The organism is Neptunicella sp., assembly GCF_048268085.1.
Lineage (GTDB): Bacteria > Pseudomonadota > Gammaproteobacteria > Enterobacterales > Alteromonadaceae > Neptunicella.
The window spans coordinates 104,874-128,715 of record NZ_JBLWWF010000011.1; the positions used below are offsets into that span (position 1 = coordinate 104,874).

At 39.3% G+C, this 23,842-nt stretch carries 25 protein-coding genes; 7 read left to right on the forward strand and 18 right to left on the reverse strand.

Features of this window, described 5'->3' with window-relative positions; genetic code table 11:
• Positions 1 to 25: 25 nt before the first annotated feature.
• Positions 26 to 724: a transposase gene (locus ACTD55_RS10645; protein ID WP_438864314.1), complete on the forward strand. Its 699-nt coding sequence runs from the start codon at positions 26 to 28 to the stop codon at positions 722 to 724.
• A gap of 30 nt (positions 725 to 754) precedes the next feature.
• Here ACTD55_RS10645 and ACTD55_RS10650 read toward each other — a convergent pair whose 3' ends face one another.
• The 11 genes from ACTD55_RS10650 to ACTD55_RS10700 all read right to left on the reverse strand — a co-directional run bounded on the left by ACTD55_RS10650 (position 755) and on the right by ACTD55_RS10700 (position 10,823).
• Positions 755 to 1,285: an ABC-three component system protein gene (locus ACTD55_RS10650; protein WP_438864315.1), complete on the reverse strand. Its 531-nt coding sequence runs from the start codon at positions 1,283 to 1,285 to the stop codon at positions 755 to 757.
• A 2-nt stretch (positions 1,286 to 1,287) separates the two neighbouring features.
• Positions 1,288 to 1,590: a hypothetical protein gene (locus ACTD55_RS10655; protein ID WP_438864316.1), complete on the reverse strand. Its 303-nt coding sequence runs from the start codon at positions 1,588 to 1,590 to the stop codon at positions 1,288 to 1,290.
• Positions 1,591 to 1,819: 229 nt separating this feature from the next.
• On the reverse strand, positions 1,820 to 2,467 hold the full coding sequence (locus tag ACTD55_RS10660) for a HEAT repeat domain-containing protein (protein ID WP_438864317.1): 648 nt from the start codon (positions 2,465 to 2,467) through the stop codon (positions 1,820 to 1,822).
• A 6-nt stretch (positions 2,468 to 2,473) separates the two neighbouring features.
• On the reverse strand, positions 2,474 to 3,007 hold the full coding sequence (locus tag ACTD55_RS10665; protein ID WP_438864318.1) for an RHS repeat-associated core domain-containing protein: 534 nt from the start codon (positions 3,005 to 3,007) through the stop codon (positions 2,474 to 2,476).
• A gap of 249 nt (positions 3,008 to 3,256) precedes the next feature.
• Entirely contained in the window at positions 3,257 to 5,200 is a 1,944-nt protein-coding gene (gene drt3b, locus ACTD55_RS10670) for an antiviral reverse transcriptase Drt3b (RefSeq protein WP_438864319.1), read from the reverse strand.
• Positions 5,201 to 5,202: 2 nt separating this feature from the next.
• On the reverse strand, positions 5,203 to 6,465 hold the full coding sequence (drt3a, locus tag ACTD55_RS10675) for an antiviral reverse transcriptase Drt3a (RefSeq protein WP_438864320.1): 1,263 nt from the start codon (positions 6,463 to 6,465) through the stop codon (positions 5,203 to 5,205).
• Between the two features lie 150 nt (positions 6,466 to 6,615).
• Positions 6,616 to 7,569, reverse strand: a complete 954-nt coding sequence (locus ACTD55_RS10680; protein WP_438864321.1) for a tyrosine-type recombinase/integrase — start codon at positions 7,567 to 7,569, stop codon at positions 6,616 to 6,618.
• Positions 7,550 to 8,041, reverse strand: coding sequence for a hypothetical protein (locus tag ACTD55_RS10685; RefSeq protein WP_438864322.1), 492 nt, complete (start codon positions 8,039 to 8,041; stop codon positions 7,550 to 7,552). The genes ACTD55_RS10680 and ACTD55_RS10685 overlap by 20 nt, the downstream gene beginning before the upstream one ends.
• A complete protein-coding gene (istB, locus tag ACTD55_RS10690; RefSeq protein ID WP_438864323.1) occupies positions 8,038 to 8,793 on the reverse strand; it encodes an IS21-like element helper ATPase IstB in 756 nt (251 codons plus the stop codon). The genes ACTD55_RS10685 and istB overlap by 4 nt, the downstream gene beginning before the upstream one ends.
• A complete protein-coding gene (locus ACTD55_RS10695) occupies positions 8,783 to 10,336 on the reverse strand; it encodes a Mu transposase domain-containing protein (protein ID WP_438864324.1) in 1,554 nt (517 codons plus the stop codon). Before ACTD55_RS10695 ends, istB begins: the two co-directional genes overlap by 11 nt.
• A 220-nt stretch (positions 10,337 to 10,556) precedes the next feature.
• Positions 10,557 to 10,823, reverse strand: coding sequence for a hypothetical protein (locus ACTD55_RS10700; protein ID WP_438864325.1), 267 nt, complete (start codon positions 10,821 to 10,823; stop codon positions 10,557 to 10,559).
• Between the two features lie 160 nt (positions 10,824 to 10,983).
• On the opposite strand from ACTD55_RS10700, the gene ACTD55_RS10705 reads away from it, so the two are divergent.
• Together ACTD55_RS10705 and ACTD55_RS10710 are read left to right on the forward strand one after the other, a co-directional pair.
• Positions 10,984 to 11,916 carry a hypothetical protein gene (locus ACTD55_RS10705; protein WP_438864326.1) on the forward strand — a complete coding sequence of 311 codons (933 nt, stop codon included), beginning with the start codon at positions 10,984 to 10,986 and terminating at the stop codon, positions 11,914 to 11,916.
• Between the two features lie 469 nt (positions 11,917 to 12,385).
• Complete coding sequence (locus ACTD55_RS10710) at positions 12,386 to 12,835, forward strand: hypothetical protein (protein WP_438864327.1); 450 nt, start codon at positions 12,386 to 12,388, stop codon at positions 12,833 to 12,835.
• A 330-nt stretch (positions 12,836 to 13,165) separates the two neighbouring features.
• On the opposite strand, the gene ACTD55_RS10715 is transcribed toward ACTD55_RS10710, so the two are convergent.
• The 3 genes from ACTD55_RS10715 to ACTD55_RS10725 all read right to left on the reverse strand — a co-directional run bounded on the left by ACTD55_RS10715 (position 13,166) and on the right by ACTD55_RS10725 (position 16,920).
• Positions 13,166 to 13,381 carry a hypothetical protein gene (locus ACTD55_RS10715; RefSeq protein WP_438864328.1) on the reverse strand — a complete coding sequence of 72 codons (216 nt, stop codon included), beginning with the start codon at positions 13,379 to 13,381 and terminating at the stop codon, positions 13,166 to 13,168.
• Between the two features lie 107 nt (positions 13,382 to 13,488).
• Positions 13,489 to 16,107: an AAA family ATPase gene (locus tag ACTD55_RS10720; RefSeq protein ID WP_438864329.1), complete on the reverse strand. Its 2,619-nt coding sequence runs from the start codon at positions 16,105 to 16,107 to the stop codon at positions 13,489 to 13,491.
• A 297-nt stretch (positions 16,108 to 16,404) separates the two neighbouring features.
• The gene (locus ACTD55_RS10725) at positions 16,405 to 16,920 is read right to left on the reverse strand and encodes a hypothetical protein (protein WP_438864330.1); all 516 of its coding nucleotides are present in this window, start codon (positions 16,918 to 16,920) and stop codon (positions 16,405 to 16,407) included.
• A 239-nt stretch (positions 16,921 to 17,159) separates the two neighbouring features.
• Between ACTD55_RS10725 and ACTD55_RS10730 the strand changes: the two genes are divergently transcribed.
• The gene (locus tag ACTD55_RS10730; RefSeq protein ID WP_438864331.1) at positions 17,160 to 17,363 is read left to right on the forward strand and encodes a hypothetical protein; all 204 of its coding nucleotides are present in this window, start codon (positions 17,160 to 17,162) and stop codon (positions 17,361 to 17,363) included.
• Between the two features lie 868 nt (positions 17,364 to 18,231).
• Here the strand turns inward: ACTD55_RS10730 and ACTD55_RS10735 are convergent.
• Both ACTD55_RS10735 and ACTD55_RS10740 read right to left on the reverse strand, forming a co-directional pair.
• The gene (locus ACTD55_RS10735; protein WP_438864332.1) at positions 18,232 to 18,663 is read right to left on the reverse strand and encodes a hypothetical protein; all 432 of its coding nucleotides are present in this window, start codon (positions 18,661 to 18,663) and stop codon (positions 18,232 to 18,234) included.
• Positions 18,664 to 18,673: 10 nt separating this feature from the next.
• A complete protein-coding gene (locus ACTD55_RS10740; protein WP_438864333.1) occupies positions 18,674 to 19,264 on the reverse strand; it encodes an RHS repeat-associated core domain-containing protein in 591 nt (196 codons plus the stop codon).
• Between the two features lie 260 nt (positions 19,265 to 19,524).
• On the opposite strand from ACTD55_RS10740, the gene ACTD55_RS10745 reads away from it, so the two are divergent.
• From ACTD55_RS10745 to ACTD55_RS10755, 3 genes are read left to right on the forward strand one after another with little or no spacing between them, the layout of a single operon-like run.
• Positions 19,525 to 20,064, forward strand: a complete 540-nt coding sequence (locus ACTD55_RS10745) for a GbsR/MarR family transcriptional regulator (protein WP_438864334.1) — start codon at positions 19,525 to 19,527, stop codon at positions 20,062 to 20,064.
• 51 nt (positions 20,065 to 20,115) lie between these two features.
• Entirely contained in the window at positions 20,116 to 21,510 is a 1,395-nt protein-coding gene (locus tag ACTD55_RS10750; RefSeq protein WP_438864335.1) for a cytochrome ubiquinol oxidase subunit I, read from the forward strand.
• Positions 21,507 to 22,502, forward strand: a complete 996-nt coding sequence (locus ACTD55_RS10755; RefSeq protein ID WP_438864336.1) for a cytochrome d ubiquinol oxidase subunit II — start codon at positions 21,507 to 21,509, stop codon at positions 22,500 to 22,502. The genes ACTD55_RS10750 and ACTD55_RS10755 overlap by 4 nt, the downstream gene beginning before the upstream one ends.
• Positions 22,503 to 22,526: 24 nt before the next feature.
• Here ACTD55_RS10755 and ACTD55_RS10760 read toward each other — a convergent pair whose 3' ends face one another.
• Both ACTD55_RS10760 and ACTD55_RS10765 read right to left on the reverse strand, forming a co-directional pair.
• Positions 22,527 to 22,961 (reverse strand): hypothetical protein, encoded by a 435-nt coding sequence (locus tag ACTD55_RS10760; protein WP_438864337.1) that lies wholly within the window; start codon positions 22,959 to 22,961, stop codon positions 22,527 to 22,529.
• Positions 22,962 to 23,046: 85 nt separating this feature from the next.
• Positions 23,047 to 23,841, reverse strand: a complete 795-nt coding sequence (locus ACTD55_RS10765; RefSeq protein ID WP_438864338.1) for a DODA-type extradiol aromatic ring-opening family dioxygenase — start codon at positions 23,839 to 23,841, stop codon at positions 23,047 to 23,049.
• Position 23,842 lies beyond the last annotated feature (1 nt).

The window sequence follows — 23,842 nt, forward strand, 5'->3', positions numbered from 1 at the left end:
AATTAAAGTTGGAAAGGTAAAGCAAATGGCTCGTCTTCCACGTGTTAATCCTATTGAAGTAGTCCAGCACGTCATCCAAAGGGGAAATAATCGGCAAATTTGTTTTGCGAGTGAGCAAGACTTTGCAGGTTACGTGAATTGGTTAAAAGATTACTCGAAGAAATACCAAGTTGATATACATGCATGGGTGCTTATGACGAACCACGTTCATTTACTGTGTACACCACATAACGAGAGTAGCATAGGTAAAATGATGCAATCGCTAGGCAGACAGTATGTAAGGTATTTTAATTATCAATACAAACGCACTGGTACTTTGTGGGAAGGTCGATATAAATCTTGCTTAGTTGAAGCAGAAGATTATTTAATGCATTTGTATCGCTACATTGAATTGAATCCAGTAAGGGCTGGGATGGTAAATGATCCAGCAGAGTACAAATGGTCAAGTTATCAAATTAATGGGATGGGTAAAGAGTCAGAGCTGTGTACCCCTCATGAGCAATACAACCGATTAGCTAGAAGTAAAACTGAAAGACTTGAAAGCTATCGTGCTCTATTTGATGCACATGTTGACGGAGCGCTATTAAAGGATATACGCCAAGCAACTAATAAAGGCATGGCAATTGGTAGCGAGATGTTTAAGCAGCAGATCGAAGCGTTGACTGGCAGAAGAATGAGGCCTGCAAAAATGGGACGACCTAGACTAAAGGATTGTGATGATTAAAGTTTACTCTGACCCCAGATATTTTGATGATTAAAGTTTACTCTGACCCCAGATATTTAGGAAATACAGCATACCACTCACAGTTTCTGATGTCGCTAAGGTGTCATATCTAACAACAGCTTTATGTACCGGCTCAATAAGTTCTGAATAAATCACTGAATCTATGGAACTTTTCGAAGTATCGATATCAATCAAAGGCTTAATTTTAGAGTACCAAATCGAGCTAATCGCAGACAAGAGCTGTACGTATACATGTTGCTCTGCCAAGGACATCTGATTTTTTGCAACTCTCCGTTCGAATCTGTTTTTCAGCAAAACGGCCCTTTCTTTCAAGTCAGATCTATCACCATTAATCAGTTTACGCTCCAACCCAACTATTTCCCGGCTTGGGTGCTCAGTTATGTAGTCTGCCAGTTCTTCAATAAGATCCACCGCATCCTTGTCTTCACCCAAACTTTTTTTTATTTGTTCAACAGCCTGCTCTAAAGATGTAAGCGCAACAAAATGATTGTCACCGTTATGTGTAGCTCTATCGTAAGTAATATCTATTTTTTGAGACATGGCTAAAAGTTATTGTCGCCGTTATGCGTTGAGCCATTGTCATATGTGATATCGATTTTTTTATTCGATTCACTCGGTCTTTCGGTATTAGTGGAGGTTGATTCAGATTTTGGCTTAATGATCGCGACTAGTAGTGCCAATAGTAGGCCGAGAACAATCACGACCAAGATAAAAAAGAGTTTTTCAGAACCAAGTATATTTACAATTTGCTCATTAAACATATGGTTCATAAAGAGGCTTAAAAGCAGTCCCACGACACCAACTGCACCAGTAACTTTTATTATTTTAATCCAAGCTTTATCCATGCTTGTGTCTCTCGTTATTTTTCACCCCATTATCAAGAAGATAACAACTTTCGATCCGAATTGGTATCAAAACAAAAAGCCCCCATTTCTGGTAATGGGAGTTGGAGTCTATTAAATGCTGGAAAGTCACGTCACCCAGCTTTGGTAACAACCCTCATCAGCATTTCAAGGCGAAAAAAAGCCCCACCATCGAAGGGCGGGGCTTTGGATTCAAAATAGAAACCGCTAATCAATCTAATGAATCTAAAAGTTCATCATATGATGACAGTACAGATTTAAAATCATTAGGATTCACAAATTTGTCTAATTTCTCTTTTATAACAGGAATATCCTCTTCTCTGGCTCCCTCTGCAAGTAAGCTTAAAATAGCGCACCTATCTCGATAATCTCTGGAATCAGAATAGCAATCTAATAGATGTTCAATAGAGTATGTTGGATCAAGTCTATATAACGTATAGTTAACTCTTAAAACAATACCACTCTGAAGGCTTTTATCTTTTAACTTATCAAGTAAAAGTCTAAAAACTCTTTCTTTTTCAGAGTTTAGTTCGGCTAGGCTAATTACACACGAATAAACAACATAATAGCTTGGATCATCTAATAATTCGCAAATCTTTTCCAAATTATTAAGTAAATCAAATTCAGCAAGAAATTCTATACAATCAGAGCGAATAAGTTCATCGTTATCTAACAACCCTCTTTCAAAAATTCCTTTAATTTCTTCGCTATACTCAAAGCAAGCCAATTTGGAAAATGATCTTTGTCTAATTTCACTATCGACAGAAAAAACACCTTTTTTAAGCTTCTCAAAAGAATTTTGGCTTTCATCATCTATTGATTCTATGTCATCCATGAATATTTCATTAATTTGATTCATAACAATTTACTCCTTTTCTTTATGCTTCTTAGGCGGTTGCCTTTTATTCTTTCTGTTTTTATCTTTGTTTTTCTGTTCTCTGCTTTTTAGTTCTTTTTCATAACGTTTCCGATCTTTACCTTTAGATTCATTATAAAGGTCTTTGATTTCATCATCACTATATCCAGCTAACCCTGTATCTTTAGTTCTTTGCTTTCCACCCTTGGAGTATTGATTGTTCTTTTCTTTGTCTTCCTCAGTCAATTTATTATATACAAGCACTATTGTTCCACCGATTGCTGTGCCAACAATTGCTGAAGCATATGCACCTGCTTTTACAGGATTAGCATCGGTCGGTTCAGGCGACGCATAATCTGTACCTGCTGCTGCTACCACTAAAGTCAGGGCTGCATATTCATTTTCTTTCCCATCAGGATCAACATATTTATATGGATTATTGTTCGCATATGCATAGCGATTAAAGCTATGCACATCACGGAATCCAATGGGGTCATTACTATAAAAACGTCCTATCACTGGATCATAGTATCGTGCCTGCATATAAATTAGTACGAACTAAGGACCAAGCATAAAACTGGTGTCGGGTGACATTAAATTAGTCAAATAATCATATGGAGCGGCTTTTATAAGAGAGGTGATGGCGCTGTAAGGTGTGTGTACTTTCGTACCACCAAACCATACATATTTTCATTAGTACGACTTGTGGAGCACTTCAGAAGTGCTTGAAGCCAAAATCTATCAAGATATACCTCAGCTTGATACAGTCGCCATCAAATAAAAAATACTTACTCAGTAACCAAATAGCAAGTTGTTTTTGACAATCAAATTATTCAATACAAGCTCATCGTTCCAACATACAAACCAACAGTTAGTAACTAATTGCTCTAGAAGTTCATTGGAATCTTCGTCGTTAAGTGCTTTATCAAACAAAACTTTCTCAAGCTTCAATCCCCATTGTTTTTTCGTCTTTTGGTCGATATATGGGCAGGACATTGAATCTAGGAGCAGGTAACAAATCCTTGCGTCAAAACTAACTCGCTCTATCCTCTTAAGCCTTTTGTTTATCTCTTTAACAACACCAGCCTTGATTTGATTGTATTCCTCATGATTCTTTATATAAAACAAAACAGCTACTAAGTTGAAATAATCAAAACAGTCTTCTTTATCGATATATTCCGCAGCGCTGTGTTTTAAACCATCAAGTCCGAAGACTTCTTTCACTACTTTTGGTGATAAAAGATACTCACTTCCCATAGAACTTGAGACACACAGCAAATTGGCAAATTCTATCGGCACAAAGAAACTGGCGTTGTTTTCTCTTTGAGTTACTACACAACTTTCAAAAAACTCTTTTATAAGCGAACTTACTTCTAAGACAATTGAATCTACTTCTTCAGGAAAGTGGTCTTTATAAAATTCGTGCAAAATGTTGCACATTGAACACAATTTGACACTATTGTTAGAAGTGGGAGATACGTTAAATAAATGGAACGCTATATCTAATAACGTTAACAGCGAGTTCTTAATGTCACTGAATTTGCTTTCCATAAACCAATCATACTTTGTGACTTTTATGAGCTGGTTGTGTAAAGCTGAAATAACGTAACCACACATAACAGAATATGCTTTCTTATCCTGATAAGAGGCTGCCATTACTCTATCAATAAACTTCCTTTTTATTTGGCTTGGCTTTCTTAGTTCAACTAACCCGTCTTCTTTTCTTTCGAATATTGTTTTGAACAGCCATGAGATTGATTCACCAGTTTGTAGTTTGGCTCTAGTAACACCTGTGATGAATGGTCTTTCACTCTTTACTGTTTTGTTTTCGTTAATGTGTAATTTATAAAACCGAAGCTTACTTTGTAACACAGAAGATATTTTTTCTAATGCACCATCCTTTGAAGAAAAAATATAGTAGTCATCCACATAACGCTTAATATCATAGTCCACGCTAGGCTCTAGGCCATGCGTCTTTAATTCTTCGCATATCTCGTTGTCTATTGCTTGTAAAATAATTTCTGCAAATACCCTACTAACTTCGTTACCTATAATAATCCCATTTGTTTCATTAAAGTTAGAACGCTGCATTAACTGGTCAAAAAATTTAGCGAAATCCGAATTGGATCTCGTCTCTTTTGCAAAGCTTTTTCCTTTGATAGCCCATGATATGGAATGCGTATAGATGTTCTCAAAAAACCTTGAAATATCCAGCGCCCAAAACTTCGAATACTTTCTTTCTAAAGCCAAAAATTCCTTAGACTCGAAGAATTTATTTAGTCTTGTATAACTTTTATAGGCAAAATAAGTTGATGCGGGCTTTTCGTCGAGATTCTGTGCCAAGGTCTCGTTGTAATAACAAACTGTAGATACTTTATAAGGTGCTCTAATTGAAAACGCACTATTGGTGGTATGATTGATAATTCGCTTTTCAAACGTCTGATATAAATCAACCATTTGGTTTTGTGACGCAGGGTGAAGTATACCTAAATGTCTTAATCCACCGTTTGATTTTAAGATTGAGTACTTTAAAGGTACGAAATCTTTTTCTTCCGATTTAGAAATAAATATGCACTCAATTATCTTCTTTTTGAAATCGCTAGAGATCTCTGACTTGTGATATTGATCCATATGCTTGTAAAACCAATAATTACTAAAAATTATTGGAACATCTTCTGGAGATGTCTCAGATAGCAATACCCTGTTGAAGTCATTCTTTTTGATTATTGATTTCATCGTTAGCTCCAAGCCTTCTTTATTTCAGCGAAGTCCTGATAGCTGAACCTGCAAAACTCCCTTTCTCTGAATCCCCGCGTAAAGCTATGCTTGGCAAGCCCTTTTCTAGTGTTAAATGAAAGAGAGCGTTTGATTCTTTTACTTAACTTTGAGCGCTTACCGAACAACAAGTTCTGATAAAAACTATCAAGTTCCTTTAACCCTTGATATTGATCTATGAAGTTGTAGTTGTGGTAAATACCAGAGTAAACATTTGGAGCACTAGAAGAGCTTTCTAAAAGAAAATTCTTGGTTAAGAACTTCAGTCTTTTATTTAGTAACTCTATATCTGGTTGACTCGCTTGTTCGGATGATAAAACAGCGGTAAAGCTTCTAATGACGCGCTTTTTTATTTTATTTATTTTATTAGGTGCAATTGATACTTCGACATTCCGCCTTTTGAACTCAACATTCTTACCTACCGTTTCTTCATTTTTTTCGATATGAAATTCATAACCAAGAAAGTCGAACGAAGTGATCTTATATATTTTGTTTGAGGCTTTCTCAACTTGAGAGAAAAATACTTTTTCACCTGTATTATGAAACTCCAAGGCTTGTGGTAAACCTGATTCAGCAAGCTTTTGTTTCATCAGGCTTTTGTTTAAAGTAGGTGTAGATATGACAATGATATCGTCAACAAACCTTGCGTAAAAAAGGACCTCCTTCATAGAGCGTATCTTTTCGTCGAAATGGCACATCATTAGTTCAGATAGAGCTGAACTTATTCCTAATCCCCTTGGTAGACCCTTTGTTCCTATTAAATTTAGCTCTTGAAATAGAGCCTCTAAAATCCTTAGGGTCTTAGTGCTTAATATTGAGTCAGACTTTAACTTTCTTAAGATTTCTCTTCTATCAAATGATTCGTAAAAAGATTTAATATCCAAACGATGTACGGAATAGTTATATGAATCTTTGAGGTGGGATAACAGGAGTTGGATATTAGAATTTCTGTCGTTACATCGAGTGTTGTAATTTCTCTGAATGTTACCAACTAGTAGGTTATGAGCCAAAATCGCCTTTGGCTGTTTTATTGTCCAAGCATTTTTCCCCTTAATTTTTATCTTGTCTATAGCACCGCCCCAGATGGTGTTTGATTTGATATCGACAACGGCAGAAGTCGCTATTGAGTTGAGAGTTAAAGATTTTTTAAACTCACTTATTTTTAGGAGATTTCTATATCTGACCGCCTTTCTTAAATTTCCAGCAACATATGCTTTTTCGTTCACATGACCTCCTTATCCTTACCAAGATATTTTTCTTAAAGTACCAAATAATTGTTTGGGCTTAAGACGCTTACAAGTGGTTACTCACAACATACAAAATTCATTGCCAATTCACCAGAAAAAACAATAAATTACTCAACCAAAAGGATTTTGTTAAAACAACCCACTACCACCTTCAGCAGAAGGATGAGTCGCTTCATAAACTTCAGATAATTTTTTACGGCTAACATGAGTGTATAGCTGGGTAGTGAGGATACTGGCATGGCCTAACATTTCTTGAATGTGGCGAAGGTCAGCACCATTATCAAGCATCGTAGTTGCGGTGTTGTGGCGGTAAAGGTGGCACGCACCTGAACGGTCAAACCCGGCTAACTTAACGTATTGAGAGGCCATATCTGAAAGTTTTCCCGGCACATATCGTTTGCCATTGTTAGCCAGAAACAATGCCTTTCCTGAACCGATGAATGCAAACATTGGTCGGATTTTACCTATGTAAAATGCCAACCATTCACAACCACGGGTGCTGATTGGCACCAATCGTTCTTTCTTACCTTTGCCATGAACTCGAACCAGTTTACTGCTGAAGTCAATGTCATCGAGATTAAGTTTTACTAATTCACCCCGTCTTATGCCTGTTGCAAAAAATGTTTCTAGAATTGCGCGGTCTCGTAATCCTTTAATCCCAAACAACAGTGGCTGTTCTAAAATGGTTTCTATTTCTTTAACCGAATAGAGTGACTTGGGTATTTGCTCCCCTTTCGAAGGTAGTTCAATGTTCGCAAGCGTATTGGTAGTTAGTAATTTCTTGATATACATATACTTCACAAACGTTTTTACGAATGTGAGTAAATTTCGTTTTTGTGCGGGGCTTAAGGGTTGGTTATCTAATGCTTTCCGATATGCATTTAAATAAGCTGCATAGTCATCCATCAAATCCAAATCAATTTGATCAATACGAGTAACGTTGCGGTCTAAACACCAAAGAAAAAACTTCTTAAGACCGCCACGTTTTCCGCGCACCGTATCTGAGCTTTGCCCCTTTGCAAGACAAAGCTCAAAGTAGTACGTGGCACAGCGCCAGATACGTTTAGTGGAAGGCTTGACCATGCATCAACTCTTTGGCAAATGCCATTCCAACATCAACAAACGCTTTAGGCTCTGGTTTATGCCAATAGACTACAGACTTATCACCGTTGCGCAATCGGCCTACTCGATGCCCAACCGCAGAAATAATACTGCCGTTGTTATCCACCATTGGTATCACAATACAACCCCGAAATAGTTCATGACCTGTAGGTCGAACTAGACCGCAACGTTGCAAACTACCACGTATTTCAGCTCCCTCTGGTGATTTAGCTTTAGGAATGTTTTTGCCCAAGGTGCGATCACAATATCCGATACTCAACTCTGTAATAAACTCATTATCAATACAGCAATTATTGCCCACAAACTGCTGCGCAAAAGGGCTATCCTGATAACGCTGCTGGTAATATTCAAATGCCTGTTGAATATGTAAATTGTCTAAATTTACCTGTCCCAATACCTGCATATAAGAAGATTGTTGTTCTGAAATACTCATTTTCCACCTCCATTTACACCGAGCTTCTTACGAATAGAACCTCCCAATTTGCGATCAATGAGATGTGCATTGTGAACAATACGATCTAACACTGAGTCGGCAATCGTGGGGTCCCCAAAAGCTTCGTACCAACTCGACATCGGATACTGAGAGGTAATAATCAGTGAGCCTTTTTGATCACGTGATTCAATAAACTCAAATAACAAATGCCTTTGAGCAGTACTTAACGGGGCAACGCCCCAATCATCAATTACAATGACTGAAGCACGGTTGAGTTTTTTACAATACTGCGTAAACCGCTCTTCTTTATCCGCTGCCGTTAAGAGCAATAGCAGCTCGTTATAGCGGAAGAAGAGAACACTCAAGCCTGTCATGATGACTTTGTTAGCAAGAGCGCAAGCTAAATGTGTTTTTCCTGACCCTGTAGGGCCAGTGAATACAACATGTTGATTGTTTCGAAGCCAATGTAACTCCGCCAAATCCTCGACTTTGGCTGGTTCTAAACCGGGATGGAGTTTGTAATCAATCATGCCAATTACAGCATTAGGCCAACGTAACTTAGCCTGCCGCTGAAGCGTTTTAATGCGTTTGTTTAGTGTTGATGACTCTTCTGCTGATAGCAGATGGTCAAGTCGAGCTAAAAAGCTCTTACTATCGAAAGCCTTCGAAGAAAATTGCACTTCTAATGCTGCCATTACACCTGTCAATTTGAGTTTCACGCATTTATCAATCACATTGTCTCTAAGCTTCATGAGAACCTCCGTAGTAATCACTACCTCGCACATTTTCATGAGCTGCGATATATGCAGGTAGATTTTCGATGCCGTCTTGCTCGTCCTGAGCACGCAAAACTAACTCAACATCAGACACACTCAACATGTCATGTTGAAGCGCATATTCACACGCATCATCAAGCACATTGCTGCCTTTTTTATTACTGAGTTTAATCAGCGCTCGGCAACGTTTTCCAATGGCACGAGAGCGCGGGTTATTTACCTTGGAGTACCAAAGCTCAACTAGCTGGCTAACATGTGATCCAGATTCAACAGCCCATGCCAGATTTTTATCCATATCATTACTTTCAAAATCAGCAAGGTGATCAGGATGCATGTGTTCTTTGAGAATAGTGCTGCCCATAGGATCATCAACTAGTTCGTGTTCTGCAACAAGCTGATGCAAATGTACAACGCGAATATGGGTGAGCGTGGCGTATACCTCAACTTGTTCGCCATGAATCATCCAAGGGACCGAATATTCATGATGACGATATTTAACCGTGTACTCTGGTGACACTTGCTGCATCATTTTCTGAACAATCATGTCAAAATCAGCATAAGGAAGTGAATTCAGGGCACTTTTCTCGTTCTTGTCAAACAAGTCATTACGTGAGAAATCTAAGCCTTGGAAATTTAAGTTATTCAGCACTTCAACTTCTTTGGCCAAATGTTGATTAACTTCCTTCAGATTAAAAAATTCCCAGTCCTGATTCATCGGAATGATAACGCGCTGAGTGACGAACTTAACGCCTAATTCCGCAAGCGATTTATCTTGTGGACGACCTACACGACAACTATCCATCAGACAATTGTAATGTTCTCCAAAGGCGCTTACGTTCTCAACAAATGTAGGAATAAGCCCCGGTTGTGAAACCAGTGCTTTGGCATTGTCCATGACGACCACTTCGGTAGCACCACCGTAGTACATGAACATACGACGCATAGATTCAATCCAATCAGCCGTGGTTTCACCGGGTGTGGCAAAGGCAAAAATCTTTTGGCTAGAGCCGAGCACTGCAACAAAGACTTTAGCCCAGACCTTTTCACCGTTTAGGTTGTAGCTGACTTTGGTCCCAGCATAGTCGATATAAACGACTTCACCTGCGGCATGAAGCTGCTTCATGGAAAGCTTACAGCGTTTCAAGATTTTCTTGAGGGTGCGACAAAAGTGCGAATAGCTCATTGCCGACATCGGATCTTCTGCTTTGTACTCAATGTACAGCACAGTTATCGATTTTCGTTTACCTTTCTCCTTGGTGCGCTCTCCCACAATATATTGAATTTTTGGAATACGCGTTTTAACGTTTTTCAAAACATCAGGAAACAACAGCTTAACAAGCGCATCGTCGTTGAGCTGTTCAGCTAAAAGGTGATCGACATCGTACTTTTCACAACGCTTGTTAAGTCGCACCATCGAAGACGGTGAAACGTTAGCAAACTCTGCTTGTTTACGAATAGTAATATCGGGCAATACGCATTTTGCGCGAATTGCTGCCCGGATTTGATTTGGTTGTAACATGTTTTTTATACCTTTATTCTTCTAAAATAAAGGCACAGAGGGGCAGACAAGAAAATTAGGTTAATTTCTTGACAGATAGCCCACTTACAACGACACTTAAAGCATCATCTCGTTCAAAGATGTTTTTCAAAAGCCCTAGAGTTACAGCTCGTGATGGGCTTTTGTCGTTTCTGCGCCAAATAAATTTTTACTACTAATACTGCTTAGTTTGTTAAGTTAACTATTCATCGTCTTGTTCCTTCTTAAATGCTTGCTCAGCTAAAAATTCCGCCACGTCTTTTACTAAGGCAAACTTGCCGCGACGGTGTGGCATTTCAAATGTTTGTACTGGAAATACACCTCGTAATATCGCCTGTTTAACAGCATCTACTGAACGAAAATTCAATGCTCGATGTAATTGCTTTAGCGTTAAAATTGGCGAGCCATGAAGCTTTAATAAGTCAGCTTCAAGGGCTTTTTCCAGCTCCTGTTTTTCAGTCTCACTCAAGTTAAGTCACTCTCCTTTTGGTAATAATCGGGACTTTTAGCCTAGAATTAGATTTAAGCCAGATCTACGTCAGGTGAACAGGAGCAATTAATTGAGTTTTTTATGAGGTAACCACTTGATAAGTAATAAGAATGTTATTTATCGAAATTTGGAAAAAATCATGAATATTGGCGAAAACCCATATACTTCTATCAAAAATAAATATAGGAAAAGTTTAAATAGACATTCAATTCGTCAATACAAACGCTTGCGCACAAGCTTAAAGCGGGTATTCACACAGGTTAAATTTCAGGATTATTTAGCGTTAAAAGGCTATAAAACGATTGCAGAATTGCTCAGAAATATAAGTCTAGCCGAACGCCACAGCTACTCTGATCCTACCCGTATCGACAAATTTATCAGTGATAGTGAGTATAGAAGCGGCTATTGGTATAAATTGGCAAATGGCCAGTCTATTACCTCTCAAGCAAAATTTTTCCAAATAAACGATGCTTTAGGGTTTTATGATGTGTTTGGTTATGTTCATTACTTCTGGAATTTATTAAATCGAGAAGTCAGAGTTCCCAATTGCGCTTTTCAGTTGCCAGTCGTAATGAAAAAGAGAATATTTAAAACGCATCATTTTTCAAACGGTCTAACTACAGAAGCGTTTATCAACAACCTAAAACAAATAAATCCTATTCAACTCGAAACCCTGTATGACATAAAATCCTTTGATTCATTGCTCGCACTAATGGTGATGTGTATTGCTCATCAATATCGTGGGGGTAAAAAAGTAAGTCGTAAAGTAGAAAAATATCTTTATGCGCAATTTCTTTATCTGATGGTATTCAAATACAACATCAGACTAATTGAGGAGCTTTACCTTTATATTTTCTTTTCCCTTGAATCCAACTCATTATTCAAAACTAAAAATATTAAAAAATCATTAGAAATTGAGCAATTATTTACTGACAAAACTTTCGTTGAATCACTTACCTCATCAGCCAACTTAATAAATGAAAAAGTACAAGAGAAAACGATCAGCCAAAAGATTATGACATATTTAGATAGGCAAACGAATCACCCTTACTTTCATGCTTATGATAAATAACTATGATTATTGAACTAAGCACTAATTAATTTTCGATCAATTATTTCTGTTTCGTTCACATGCCATTATTGTTTCAGGGATATCAACTTAGCTGTGTCACTTAGATGAAATCAGGTATGTCTTTTTAGGGTAATATATAGTTGTAAAATGACGTGATAATGGCACTTAAATACCATAGAGATGAAACACAAAAAGCTATCGGACTGAAACAATAATGGTATGTAAATGAAGCATACACCAATAGGTGTAGCTGAATTAATTATAATAAAAATAAATAGTTAGGTGATCTTTAAGATCCCAACATCAGGCTAGCACGACTATTTGTGAAAGACTATTTCTTCATCAACCCCCACCTCTTTTGAACAATCAATTCTTGGCAAATCTCAATCGGATTTCGTAGTGTTATCACCTCAATTTTATCGATAAGGCGGATAACAATATGCAACTAAACTTGTTGAAGGCAATTCCAATGGAATTACGTGATCGCCTAGATGAAGAGTATGCATTTCTGCTGAGAATCAGAACAATAGAAGTGCATGCAATGTGGCCTCGTTGCTGGAAAATTATAAGCTTGTACACTAACGACGAACTGACCATCCAGAGCTGTAAGCAGTATCTAAGCCATCACCAGTGTGTCATATCAACATTATTGTTCGGGTTAAGTTTAAGTCCATTTTACATTCTAAATGGACTCATTATTTCGCAAGAGGATTCGGCCCGTTATTTAAACGCTGGAATGAAAAGCACGTATTTAAACGGGGATAGCCTTGATTTGACTTGGCTACTGTCTCGTCACCGAGGGCTGTGGCGCAATATTTGTAAAGACTACTTACTTCACTATAACAATGGTGCCTGCTTTGCTGAGCATCTTGTTGATTTTGCGCAATGCCAAATTAATGATGACGTAGCTATTGCCTGACAAGTTTAAAAGTTAACATTAAAAGCAAAGTCCAGATAATGAAACGTAAGTTAATCCATAGAAATAAGACACGCCTATCGAAGCAATTTATAAAAGCTGTGAGCGACCATAGGTCTCGATCATTCGATGTCAGCCAGATCACTTACGACTCAATAAGTCGTAGCAAACAAATCGGCCAGCGTTGCCATCAACAGCGACTAGCTCGACAACAAAAAATGAACCATCGCCAGCTCAAAAAACTAAGGAAGCGCCAGCAGCGTTCTGGTCTAGTTGGCAGCAAATACGGCGGTATCTGCAAAACACAGTTGAAACCTGCTCGTGCACCAAAATTTAGGAGCGATTAGTAATAACCGGACAATATTTAGTACTTTGATTTACAAACTCATCAATGAGCTTTTCAAAATCAAGCTGTTCATTGTTTTCACATGCTTTAGTAACTCTATCAATCAGATCTTTATTAACTTTTAAGTTTTCAAGTCGGTTATTAGCAATTGCTTCTCGCACATTTTTTAGCGCGTGATTTGATTCAATAGTAGATTTGCTCATCATGCACCATTTGAGAACAATAATTACGATTCGTTCAATTATAACCCATTTATATAACGGCAAAACCAGCTTCCGCTGGTTTTGAGAATAAGAGCAAAACTAGTTTACTATAGCGCCAGATCCAATGACTCGATTGCAGCTACAATTGTATGAACAGAGTTTCTGTCAAACTCTGCTCGATCTATTTCTTCATGAGTACCTTTGTTCAGATACCGCCATTCGCGAGAATCTCCATTAACACCTAATAACTGTTCTATGGGTGATAAAACATTATGTTTATTGGGATCAGTGAAGTCACCTTTGTTAATCTTAGTTTTAAGTTGATCTGTTAATTGTCGCAACTCAATTGGCGCATTTGCGGTACGTAATTTGATACTTAAGTTTCCATCTCCATGTTTACTGACATATCGCCATACTTTTCCTTTAGTCAATAATTCTAACGCTTGACGAGATTTACCCAATGCAAATCGTATTTCATTTTTACGAATATGTTCTAATGCTCCTTCTATATAGTTTCGTGGGGCGCAATTGAAATCAACTTGTATATGCGGCTCATCAATACGAGGTAAAAACGCCAATCGCTGGCTACTTTTGGCTTGCTCTACTGATAACATGTTTTGGATATCTTTAAAGAATTCCTCTCCATGACATGTCAAAATAATCTGCTTTCCATCAAAGTAATCATCTTCAAATAGAGTGCGCCTGATGGACTCTCGGTGGTCATCATCAATTGCATTAACCGGGTCATCAAAGATAAGAAGAGGGCAACCTTCTTTTATGTTTTTCGCCAATAGTATTGCCAAACCAACGCAACGAATATGCCCTTCACTTAATACATGGAGAGCATCAAAATACTTTTCAGGCTCGTTTTGATAAGAAATTTTTAGCTTCTGGTTTTGTGCTAGCGGTAGCTGAATTGATGCCAATAACTCTGTTGGCGCATCATTACGGTTGAATGCATTATATAATTTAACAACTTCATCTCCTAAGTTTTCGACTAGAAGTGCAGGTAGCTTTTTACGATAGACATTAAGTAAAGTTACAAACTGCTGGTAGGACTCTCTGATGTCAATATTCTGCTCAACAATAGGCTTTTCCTGTTCGACTTCACCGATGAGTGCTTTATTTGCTTCGTCAAATTCACTGATTAATTTTTGAGCACCTTCAATTGCTTTGATTGCTGCACCCTTCGAAGCAGCTAGCTTTTGAGCGTCATTTAAGAAACCTTTTAATTGATTCAATTCTAGTTGCTGAGCTTTCTTATTTTGTTCAATTTGAACACTTTCAGCATCCTGTTTTTCTAAGCAATTTACTTGTGTATCAATATGCTGAATGGCTGATGTGCCATCACCTAGTACAGCATGCAAATTATTCCACCATGCCACATTTAATTGGGACATATCAGCTAGCTTGAATGGTGCTAACTTGTTATCAATGGAATAAAAATTTAAGCAAGTGGATAATATCTGATGCAACTCTTGAAGCTTTTGAAGCACTGTTTGCTCAAGTTGTTTTATTTTAGTTTGCAATTCAGCTAGGTGTTGAAGTTTGGCTAGCTCCTCTACTGCGTGAGTGAAAGGATTAACGGTTACTTCCGTTAATGGGGTTAAACATGCAGGGCATTTATCAGGACTAATTTGTTGAACTTGAGTTACTGATTCAAATAGCCGCTGGAAAGATACTTGTTGGCTTGCATTCGCTAATTCTTCTATTTTTTGCTTATGATCATTTAGAGTACTTACTAACGTTTGTTTGATTAAGGCTAGGTTAGCAGTGGTTAAGTTACTTTTTTGCGGAACAGGCTTTTGCAGCTCTGCTTCTAATAAAGGTACTTTCCCTTGTCTTTCCTCTGAGCCATTAAGCTCAGTCATCATTTTTAGTAAAGTACAGCCTTCTCTATAGCGTGTTGCTAGTGAAGTTTCTTCATGCTTTACCTGTTCAACAATGCCTTGATTAAGCTTTATTTGCTGTTCAGCGCCTTGAAGTTGAAGTCGTTTTTGAGAAAGTTTTTTTGCTTTGATACCTTCTACATCAATGTGTTTTTCATCCATTTCAGAAGAAAAGTTTTTAACAAACTCATTAAATGCATCAAGGCCAAATAGTGTTGATATTAATTCTGACTGTTTGGCTGGAGCTTGTGCAGCAATACGCGAAAAGCTATCTATTCGATTTTTCTCAACAAAGCAAAACCGATAAAGAGCGTCATTAGGTTTGATAGCGACATCACTGCCTTCCGCATCAATTCCGATCAATTTGGGAGGAGCGAATTTATTGGTATGAGCATTTTTCAAATAAGCTTCAACATCTCTAAAACGTTTACTTTCAGCTTCAGCCACCGAACCTAACAAGGCGTATTCTAATGCTTCACAGAAACTTGACTTACCTGTACCATTTGGCCCAAAGATAAGCACTAGCAGACTTTTTAGGTCAAAAGTTTCTTCACGGCTAAATCCCCGAAATGAATCAACCGATAATTCTTTAAGTAGATTAAAAGATGCAACATCTGACTCAACATCTTCAAGATTAGTTGGAATAAATTGGCTTAAGCTAGCCCATTCTTTTTGAGCAAGCTTTGCAACATATTTAACTCGTTGTCCTTGATTAGTACTTAGTGGAACAATTGCATCCAAATTTTTTAGTACCAAGTTAGCGAATTTATGAACTGACGCTCTAGATGGAGATGAAAGTAAAGTTTGCAGAAAACGTTGAAATTCAGACTGGATCATACTTTCCCTTTTACTGGATAAATTGTCAGATTGCTCAGCAGAGCCTTAAACTAACGATAATGTCCTTTATAAATCCTGTTATCAACAGTTATCAGTTTAAAAAACGTTTGTAAATCAACACGCGACCTAATGCTAATTACTTTCACATAACACAACAAAAAGCCCCGCGAGGGCGAGGCTTTGGTGTTGGATTCAATTGAGATCAACATATCCATGAAGGCTATTCTCATCAAAAACCATATTTATGGGGGCACTTCAGAGTGCGAGGCTTTGGATTCAAATTATTGAATTACAGACTTAACAATCATTCAAAACCAATTTGTTCCTAATTGACTTTAACGAATCAGCAAGTGATTTAGCTGTCATCATTGACAATTGAAAGTTACCCGCTGCTTTACTCTTTTCTCCGTCATGATCCTGACCTAGAACAGATTCATGCCAAACTCTACTGGCAGCAGAAAATGTACCGTTTAGTTCATGAGCATAATCACTAATATTCTTGTTAAAGGCTAGCTCCGGTTTAGAACAATCATTAATCAGTGCTTCTAAGCCGTCCTTCAGAAAACTCACTTTTTCATCGTACTTTTCGATACCGAAACCACTTAGCCCATATTTAGTGTATTCATCCCAGCTACAAAAGCTCTTTATCGCAAGGATATTCATGATGTGTTTGTCTATTTGTTCTAGCCTAATTTTTGCCCTAAGCTTTTCTTCTTCTTTGTGCTTTATATCCGAATCCAGTTTTTGTTTGAATTTAAGTTCATCTTTTTTAAAAAAGTGTTTGAGCCACGTGTTCGCTATCTTCATTACCATAATATTCTTCCTCCCTGACATTACTTAAGTAACATATCACAATTACGTTAGTATCGACCCAAAAAAGCCCCGCGAGGGCGAGGCGATGAGGTTGGATTCAATAGTCTTTCACTTTGTTGATAATTTAGACTCAGTCAAGTTAAAAATATCGCACTAAGCAGTATAATAATTAACAGTAAGATAATTTTCGATTGGCAATTCATCAACACATAACATCAGTGAATTAAAGCGAACAAGAAATGAACGAAGATGATTTAGAAATACACACATGTGCATCGGAGTGTGATCCTCAAATTGGCGCTCATGTCGGAGTGGAAATAAGGCATAAACCAACCCAAATAACTGTACGCGAAACAAAGTTGCCGACCCAATTTGCCAACAAAACTGAAGCGATGAAAAAATTGGAGCTTGAACTTTTAGCGCTGATCCAACGTGGTTTTTAAGTTTCCTCATCCCCACGCAGCAACAAAAAAGCCCCACTATATGGAAAGGGCGATGGGGTTGGATTCAATTGAGATCAACATAGCCATGAATACTGTTCTCATCAAAAAATAGGTTATTTTGATGAGAATAAGCCCTGTATTCTAATCAACGACCATATTTATTGGGTCACTTCAGGGGGCGAGGCTTTGGATTGAAAGCTGTACAGTTTGAACATTCGTTTGGTAACAAAAAGCTGTCTAGTGAAAGTTGGGAGTTCCAATTGATAGACGCCCTTCCTCAAACTAGACGGATTAAACCATTCCCATATTCGATTGTTGGCTATAATTTATAGACTGAAAAAGCAACCAGAGTCGGCGATCATGCCTTATTGCGCAACTACATTTCAAACTATACCGCCAGAGCGAGTTGAAAACGTACTGACCTCATTGAGCCAAAGGTGCTTTATCGGCGGACAGGCTGCCTACGAGTTATGCGATGGTAGCTACGCTATCGACGCAGGTGAAAATGATATTCGGGCGTATTACGAGGAAGATGAAAAGACTTTAAAATTTTTTTGTCGTTATGAGCGGGATATGAAGTTTTACGATAAGAAACTTATGGCGTTTGCCAACAAACATGGCATCGATACAAATCTCCTTAACGTTAAATATTGAAAATCATCTTCTTAACTTTCGTGATGCAAGCAAAACAAAGCCCCGCGAGTGCAAACCTTAGGTCTGCTAGGGCGAGGCGATGTGGTTGGATTCAATGCGGGAAAGCCCGGTCACCCGGCATTGGTAACAACCCTCACCAGCATTCCAAGGCTAAAAAAAGCCCCGCTATCTTTGGTAAGGGCGGGGCTTTGGATTCAAGGTATTATTCTATCTATTATTCCATTTTTGTTCGTTCGAGCATCAGTTCTTCAAGTGAATCTTCTATATAATCGTCCTTATAGGCGAGTGAATGAACTTGCAACTTCTCAATCCAAAAATCTAATTTTTGACGTTCAAATCCTTCAGCATAAAATTCAGCGATAGATGAGCTAACATAAGATAAATTCTTTACATCCGAAATTTCTAACGCCGCAACATAAGCTTCTTTAAGTAAAATCAAAGATTCTTTTGAAGAGCAAACATAATCTGCCTTCGTTGCCAGTATGCTAGGAAGTCTTCCATATTTTTCTTCAAGGTCATCTAGGCGTTTTATCAGCTTCCTATCATACAATTCCGTAGAGGAATCTTTTGCACTCAATTCTGTTATGAAGCTAGCCAAACCCTCAATACCTTCCCAATCTTTTGAAGAAATACCGTCTGATGTCATAAAATATCTTCTATTCATTACTCATTGCAATAGGGACGGTACATACCCCCGAAATTCGACAGTTAGTACCCGGAATTGTTGGATCTATAGCTTCCTGAATCATTTCGTCTGTTAGTGGTAGAAGCGGTATGAACATACGCCCACCCCGTTTAATTACTTTTAGTAAGCCTTTCAGTTTTCTATAGTGCTCAGACTTCCCATTTTTTTTGGCCTCTTCCATAGCTCTTTTGACATCTTCAGGATTAGAATTTCTATTAAATTCACCAGCAGAAATGTTTTGTTTTCCGCCCTTTGATGCTAACAAATTATCATTATTGGAGTCATCATCATTGGAGTCATCATCTGAATCTTTTGAGTTATTACTATTCGAGCTAAAGATGATTAAGTCACAATTTGGATCTGATATACATCGTTGTTGGGATCTTTTTTCAAATTCCTCTCTCAGAGAAGGATGATCTGAAGACATTCCTGTTGGATCAATATATTTGTAGGGATTATTGTTGGCATAGGCATATCGATTAAAACTATGCACATCACGGAATCCAATAGGATCATTCGAATAAAACCGCCCGATAACTGGATCATAGTATCGTGCCTGCATATAGATAATAACTTAATACTATCGTGTTAAATGTTTAAGCTCCGTTTCTTAAATGAGACATAATTGGGTCAAGAATTGATGACCCGATAATAATGGCGATTTTTCACCTAAAACACCTATGCAGCCTTTATTTACAAAGAGTTTCACGCTTCTGGGCACATTTTTTGAAACTCAAAACAGCAAGCCAATTCATAATTAAATATTGTTATTCGACCTTACACACACTATAATTTCAGAAATTTCTGAAAATTCAAACAAACATGACGTTATCAACCGAACTTGAATCTTGCATTATGCACTTTGGTGAAATGGGCAGTCGATGGGGGTTTAATCGCACTGTCGGCCAGATGTTTGCCCTGATTGTATTTACCGAAGAACCACTTAATGCCGATCAGATTGCGGCAACTCTGGGGATTTCACGGGGCAACGTAAGCATGGGAATAAAAGAGCTGCAAAGCTGGCAATTAATCCGTACCCAGTCATTACCCGGCGACCGAAAGGATTACTTTAAACCCAACGGTAGTATCTGGGATCTAGCCATGCAAGTGATGATTGAAAGGCGTAAACGGGAAATGGATCCTACACTGTCTTTGTTGCGCAGCCAGTTGATTACTAACGAGAATAATGACATTGGCGATTACGCCAGTAGCCAGATGCATGCTATCCATGACCTGCTGGAAATGTTCGGTGGCTGGTTTGATGACATGCAGCGGATGAAGCCGGAACAGCTAAAAACCTTACTGAAACTCGGTTCAGGGGTGGGCAAAGTACTGGATATGAAAGACCGTATTTTGGGTTAATCCAATAACGTTAGCTGCACAGATTTTTAATTTAACCCTCGGGAGTATCTGATGATAGATACCTTAATATTGTCTCGGATCCAGTTCGCTGCCAATATCAGTTTTCATATTCTGTTTCCTACTATTACCATCGCACTGGCGTGGTTTTTGTTTTACTTCAAGGTTCGCCATGACATTTCTGGTCATCCGGTATGGATGCGTATATACCGTTTTTGGGTCAAGATTTTTGCCTTAACCTTTGCCATCGGTGTTGTGACCGGTATTACCATGTCATTTCAGTTTGGCACCAATTGGCCGGGTTTTATGGAAAAAGTCGGTAATATTGCTGGTCCGTTGTTGGGTTATGAAGTGCTATCAGCGTTTTTTCTTGAAGCCACCTTTTTAGGTGCCATGCTATTCGGTATCCACCGTTTGCCCAGTTGGCTGCATACGCTGGCGACTTTTTTAGTCGCCATTGGTACCAGTATGTCGGCCTTTTGGATTATCGCCCTAAACTCTTGGATGCAGACCCCTGTCGGGTTTGAAATGATAGACGGGGTTGCCCATCCTACCGACTGGTGGCAGATTATTTTTAATCCGTCCATGCCTTATCGCCTTACCCACATGCTAATTGCATCAGGCTTAACCGCCAGCTTTTTAATTGCTGGGATATCTGCCTATCGCCTACTTAAAGGTGATAAAAAACGGGCGCCTAAAGTAGCATTAAGAATTAGCATTTATGCAGCCGCCATACTTATTCCTATTCAAATACTTGTTGGTGATATGCATGGTTTAAATACACTTGAACATCAACCACAAAAAGTCGCCGCAATGGAAGGCGCATGGCATACCGAAAAAGGCTTGCCACTATTATTGTTTGCCTGGCCTGATGAGCAAGCGCAAGAAAATCATTTCGAACTGCCTATTCCCAATATGGCCAGCGTGATCCTGACCCACTCACTGGATGGCGAAGTAAAGGGGCTGGAAGAATTTCCCGAACATCCTCCGGTTAAACCGGTATTTTTCAGCTTCCGGATTATGATTGGTATCGGCATATTAATGCTCACGGTTAGCTGGTTTGTGGGATTTCGAATTTTACGCCGCCGTTATCCGTCTACCCCCATGTTAAAAGTGCTAGTTGGCATGTCCTTTTCAGGTTGGGTGGCGACACTTGCAGGCTGGTACGTCACTGAAGTTGGCCGTCAGCCTTACCTCGTCTCCGGGGTGTTAAAAACTGCCGATGCCGTTACCCCCATCGCGCCTGCCAATGTTGGGTTTTCACTGACGATGTATCTGATATTGTACGCCGTATTAATGTTTGCTTATCTACAAACTATTTTTTATATGGCCAGAAAAGCCGTTAATGTCGATGAATTTGAAGAACTCGACTCTGTGCATGATCAAACCGTTAAAAACGCTTTAGATAACCAAGCAGCAACAAGCAACACTGAGGAAACCCCAGCATGATTGAACATAATCTTCCGACCATATTCTTGGCGTTAATGGGGTTATCGGTACTAATCTACGCCATGCTGGATGGTTACGATCTTGGGGTAGGCATAATGCTACCAATGGATAATCGGCAGCAGCGCGATCAGATGATCGCCTCTATTGGCCCATTTTGGGATGCCAATGAAACCTGGCTGGTATTGGCTATTGGTATCTTATTAATCGCGTTTCCTTCGGCTTATAGTTTAGTGTTACGAGAATTATATATTCCCGTCGCGTTAATGTTAGTCGCCCTTATCTTGCGTGGTGTCGCCTTTGACTTTAGAGCCAAGGCCATTACTCATTTTCAAAACAAGTGGGACAAACTGTTTAAACTCGGCTCATTAATGGCTGCTCTGACTCAGGGCTATTGCTTAGGGATGTATGTAATGGGATTTGAGCACAGTTTCCATGCCTATGCGTTTGCCTTGCTGAGTGCTGCTTGTGTAGCGGCGGCTTACGCCTATATTGGCGGTGCGTGGTTAGTGCTTAAAACTGAAGGCGAAGTACAAAAATATGCCGCCAAATGGGGGCGTCGTGGTGGCTGGTTAGCCGCGATTGGCATTGGGGCTATCTGTATTACCAATCCAATGATAAATGAGTTTGTTGCTAATCGGTGGTTTACCCTGCCCGGTGCCATTCTGTTGCTGCCGGTCCCTTTGATGTGTGTAGTTCTGGTACTGGTGGTGGATCGTTATTTACGCCGCGTACCACATGAACGGGATTTTGGTTGCTGGATCCCCTTTACCGGGGTAGCCACCCTGTTTGTGTTAAGTTTAATGGGGTTAGCCTACAGCTATTTTCCTTATGTGGTTCCGAACCGGTTAACCGCAGAAGAATCGGCCAGCGCCAGTGAATCATTGATGTTTGTCTTCTACGGAGTCGCTATCGTATTTCCGGTGATACTGGCCTATACCGGCTTTTCATACTGGATCTTTAAAGGCAAATCTACCGAGCTTAAATATTGGTAATAGAGGCTAGTCAACATTCTCTGTCTAGGGCCATTGCCTAGGTTTAGACAGGGAAGCGACCTGTTGGTAAGCCAATAATTTTTGATTAGTTTCATCCTTACCGGTGCTGTCCATTTTTTCCATTGTACGCTTAGCTGCTTCTCTCACCAGTTCTTCCAACTGGGTGGTTAACATTTCCAGCTGCTTTTTTTGCTCATCGGTAGGATTTTCCAGTTTTTCCAGCTCTTCAATTTTATCTTTCAGTTCATCCAACTTTTCTTTATCGACACCCAGTCTGTTGGCCAGAATGTGTTCCAATGCTTCGGACAGAAACACTTTATCTTTTGCCGCTTTGTCCTGATCAGAATCAGGCACCTGCCCGGCATTATCTTGCCGGGATACGGAAGACTGAGATTCCTCAGCTGCCGCGGTATTAGCAGTATGGGTCGGTGTGGGATATGACTGATTGCTTATAAACATGGGCTTAACTCATCCGGTTGCAACGGTTAAGCAATAGCTCAGCAATTAAAATGCCAGTTTGAATTAGCCGATGATGACTACCGTGTTACCAAAGATACATACTGGCTTTTTTATTCAGGATGGGTAATTCATAAACTCGGGAACAAGGCTCCCCCGTGACACCGCAGCAAACATGTAAAGGTAACAAATGCTCTTCTCTGGGATGACAAAAACGCGCAGCAGGGGCGTTTTCCCAATCAATCAGACGTTGCCTTCTTTGCTGCACCGACAGACTGGCACTGCTGCAGGTTTCTATTAGCCACTGTTCAAATGCGTCATTCATCATACGTGATTCAGGGCTATCTGGCGTAAAAAACGCCCGCATATTATGGAATGAAAACCCGGAACCGATTATTAGTAAATTATCATAATCCAGCTTTTGCAGAGCGGCACCGATATTCAGGTGCTGCTCTGCATCCAGACTACCAAGCAATGAGAGTTGAACACAGGGGATTTCCGCCTCGGGGTACATAATTTTAAGGGGTACAAACATACCATGGTCAAAACCCCGTTGTGCATCCAACTGACAGGGTATCCCGTGATGTTCCAGTTGTGCCTGAATAAGACCTGCCAGTTGTGGCTCACCGGGACTGGGGTACTTGATATGGTAGGATTGTTCAGGAAAACCGCTGTAGTCATAGATTAATGACGGCGTTTTCCCCGATGTGACCGTCGCCACCTGTTCTTCCCAATGAGCACTGATAACAACAATGGCAGAGGGTTTGCTGATTTCGTTGGCAATAGACTGAAGGCAGTCCACCATTTGTTGGTGAGCCGGATCAGCCAGTAAAGGCAGGGGGCCACCACCGTGAGATAAAAATAAAACCCTGGTGTTACTCAAC

What these genes read in the sequence shown, in the direction of transcription:
- ACTD55_RS10740 (WP_438864333.1), bottom strand. Translation starts at nt 19,264, where the DNA reads ATGCAGGCACGATACTATGATCCAGTTATCGGGCGGTTTTATTCGAAT.
- ACTD55_RS10695 (WP_438864324.1), bottom strand. Translation starts at nt 10,336, where the DNA reads ATGTTACAACCAAATCAAATCCGGGCAGCAATTCGCGCAAAATGCGTA.
- ACTD55_RS10720 (WP_438864329.1), bottom strand. Translation starts at nt 16,107, where the DNA reads ATGATCCAGTCTGAATTTCAACGTTTTCTGCAAACTTTACTTTCATCT.
- ACTD55_RS10645 (WP_438864314.1), top strand. Translation starts at nt 26, where the DNA reads ATGGCTCGTCTTCCACGTGTTAATCCTATTGAAGTAGTCCAGCACGTC.
- ACTD55_RS10665 (WP_438864318.1), bottom strand. Translation starts at nt 3,007, where the DNA reads ATGCAGGCACGATACTATGATCCAGTGATAGGACGTTTTTATAGTAAT.
- drt3b (WP_438864319.1), bottom strand. Translation starts at nt 5,200, where the DNA reads ATGAAATCAATAATCAAAAAGAATGACTTCAACAGGGTATTGCTATCT.
- ACTD55_RS10710 (WP_438864327.1), top strand. Translation starts at nt 12,386, where the DNA reads ATGGAATTACGTGATCGCCTAGATGAAGAGTATGCATTTCTGCTGAGA.
- ACTD55_RS10730 (WP_438864331.1), top strand. Translation starts at nt 17,160, where the DNA reads ATGAACGAAGATGATTTAGAAATACACACATGTGCATCGGAGTGTGAT.
- ACTD55_RS10725 (WP_438864330.1), bottom strand. Translation starts at nt 16,920, where the DNA reads ATGGTAATGAAGATAGCGAACACGTGGCTCAAACACTTTTTTAAAAAA.
- ACTD55_RS10750 (WP_438864335.1), top strand. Translation starts at nt 20,116, where the DNA reads ATGATAGATACCTTAATATTGTCTCGGATCCAGTTCGCTGCCAATATC.
- ACTD55_RS10745 (WP_438864334.1), top strand. Translation starts at nt 19,525, where the DNA reads ATGACGTTATCAACCGAACTTGAATCTTGCATTATGCACTTTGGTGAA.
- ACTD55_RS10655 (WP_438864316.1), bottom strand. Translation starts at nt 1,590, where the DNA reads ATGGATAAAGCTTGGATTAAAATAATAAAAGTTACTGGTGCAGTTGGT.
- ACTD55_RS10660 (WP_438864317.1), bottom strand. Translation starts at nt 2,467, where the DNA reads ATGAATCAAATTAATGAAATATTCATGGATGACATAGAATCAATAGAT.
- ACTD55_RS10650 (WP_438864315.1), bottom strand. Translation starts at nt 1,285, where the DNA reads ATGTCTCAAAAAATAGATATTACTTACGATAGAGCTACACATAACGGT.
- ACTD55_RS10735 (WP_438864332.1), bottom strand. Translation starts at nt 18,663, where the DNA reads ATGACATCAGACGGTATTTCTTCAAAAGATTGGGAAGGTATTGAGGGT.
- ACTD55_RS10755 (WP_438864336.1), top strand. Translation starts at nt 21,507, where the DNA reads ATGATTGAACATAATCTTCCGACCATATTCTTGGCGTTAATGGGGTTA.
- ACTD55_RS10705 (WP_438864326.1), top strand. Translation starts at nt 10,984, where the DNA reads ATGAATATTGGCGAAAACCCATATACTTCTATCAAAAATAAATATAGG.
- ACTD55_RS10685 (WP_438864322.1), bottom strand. Translation starts at nt 8,041, where the DNA reads ATGAGTATTTCAGAACAACAATCTTCTTATATGCAGGTATTGGGACAG.
- ACTD55_RS10760 (WP_438864337.1), bottom strand. Translation starts at nt 22,961, where the DNA reads ATGTTTATAAGCAATCAGTCATATCCCACACCGACCCATACTGCTAAT.
- ACTD55_RS10715 (WP_438864328.1), bottom strand. Translation starts at nt 13,381, where the DNA reads ATGAGCAAATCTACTATTGAATCAAATCACGCGCTAAAAAATGTGCGA.
- istB (WP_438864323.1), bottom strand. Translation starts at nt 8,793, where the DNA reads ATGAAGCTTAGAGACAATGTGATTGATAAATGCGTGAAACTCAAATTG.
- ACTD55_RS10680 (WP_438864321.1), bottom strand. Translation starts at nt 7,569, where the DNA reads ATGGTCAAGCCTTCCACTAAACGTATCTGGCGCTGTGCCACGTACTAC.